The sequence below is a fragment of the Alcanivorax sp. HI0083 genome (assembly GCF_001635175.1).
In genome coordinates this window covers 1-1,629 of the sequence record NZ_LWFX01001229.1, presented here as the reverse complement: position 1 = coordinate 1,629, position 1,629 = coordinate 1, and the positions used below count along the sequence as shown (strand labels likewise).

1 protein-coding gene is annotated in these 1,629 nt (G+C 57.9%); it reads left to right on the top strand.

What is annotated here, in order from left to right; genetic code table 11:
* Positions 1–407: 407 nt before the first annotated feature.
* Positions 408–1,629, top strand: a 1,222-nt coding sequence (locus A3754_RS17870) for a 3-oxoacyl-ACP reductase (RefSeq protein ID WP_304439845.1), incomplete at its 3' end; no start/stop codon positions are given.

The window sequence follows — 1,629 nt, the reverse complement described above, 5'->3', positions numbered from 1 at the left end:
GATGTAGGCGCTGTTGGAACGGGCAAACGGGATACGGTTACCACCAATAATGGCGACCTTACGAACGGCTTTACCTGCCAGCATAATCTTTTCCTCTAGAGATGGACGGTCATCAATGACGACGACGGTGGCGAATTTGGCCACGGTATTCACTCGACAGGGCGCAGTCTACCCCCTACCGTGCCGGTCTCATTGGCTCAAACGACTGTTTGACGGCCGGGGCCGGTCAATACACCCGTCACACTGCAGTGATTCAATACGCGCCAGTGTGCGACAGGGCCAGATTTCCTGCCCTACGAAAGATGGCGTATTTTCAGCCCATCTTTACGCGCCACCCCTTTAAACCCGTTCCGCTTACCCTAAGGTAAATGGACACATTCATCATTCGATGGAAAAAGGACAGGACCATGAGCGATACCTATCAGACGATTGCCAACTCTCCCATGGGCAAGGCGCTATTCGGCGCAATCAACTTGCCGATTCCGGTTATTCTGGAGCGCTGGCAGCCGGGCCAGGCGTCCTTTATCAAGGGCCGCGTTCTGGTAGGTGCCGCCAATGGTTCCACCGGCATCGACAGCGTACTGAGCACCCTCAAAGGCGCGCCGGACGCACAGGTAGCCGTTCTGGCCAATACCGCCAACGCCACCGACCTGCAGAAAAAAGCCGGCAAACTGGGCGTGGATGCGGACAATTACACCGCCAATCGCGATGACGATGCCAAATTCAAAGGCCTGGTATTCGATGCCACCGGCATCCAGAGCCCGGATGAACTGAAAGCCCTGTGGGACTTCTTCCATCCGGTGATTCGCAAGCTGGATAAATGCGCCCGCGTTGTCGTGATCGGTCGTACTCCGGAAAAACAGGCTGGCGCCTTGCGAGTTGCCCAGCGTGCCCTGGAAGGCTTCACCCGCTCCGTGGGCAAGGAAATCAAGAAAGGCGCCACCGCCCAGCTGGTCTATGTGGATGAAGGCGCCGAAGCGCAGCTGGCCTCCCCGCTGCACTTCTTCCTGTCACCGAAATCCGCTTATGTGTCCGGCCAGGTAGTGCGTGTTACCGAAGCAGGCTTCAAGGCCGCCAAGTTTGATTGGGACAAGCCGCTGGCCGGCAAGAAAGCCCTGGTCACCGGTGGTTCCCGCGGTATTGGTGCCGCCATTGCCGAAGTACTGGCCCGCGACGGCGCCACCGTCACCGTGCTGGACATTCCCCCCATGGCCGATGACCTGAATGCTGTCGCGGCGCAAATTGGTGGCGACACTCTGGAAATGGATATCACTGCCGACGAAGCACCGGCAGCCATTGCAGCGAAAGCCAAAGCCATTGGCGGCTACGACGTGGTCGTGCACAACGCAGGTGTCACCCGTGACAAGATGCTGGGCAATATGCCGGAAAAATTCTGGGACATGGTGCTGAACATCAACATCGCCAGCCAGCTGCGCATTAATGAAGCCCTGCTCTCCAGCGGCGGTTTGGGCAAAGGCGCCAGCATTATCTCCATCAGCTCCATCGCGGGCATTGCCGGCAACCTGGGCCAGACCAACTATGGTTGTTCCAAAGCAGCAGTCATCGGCATGGTCGATGCGTTCAAGGATGAATACGCCGAGCAAGGCATCACCATCAATGCCGTGGCAC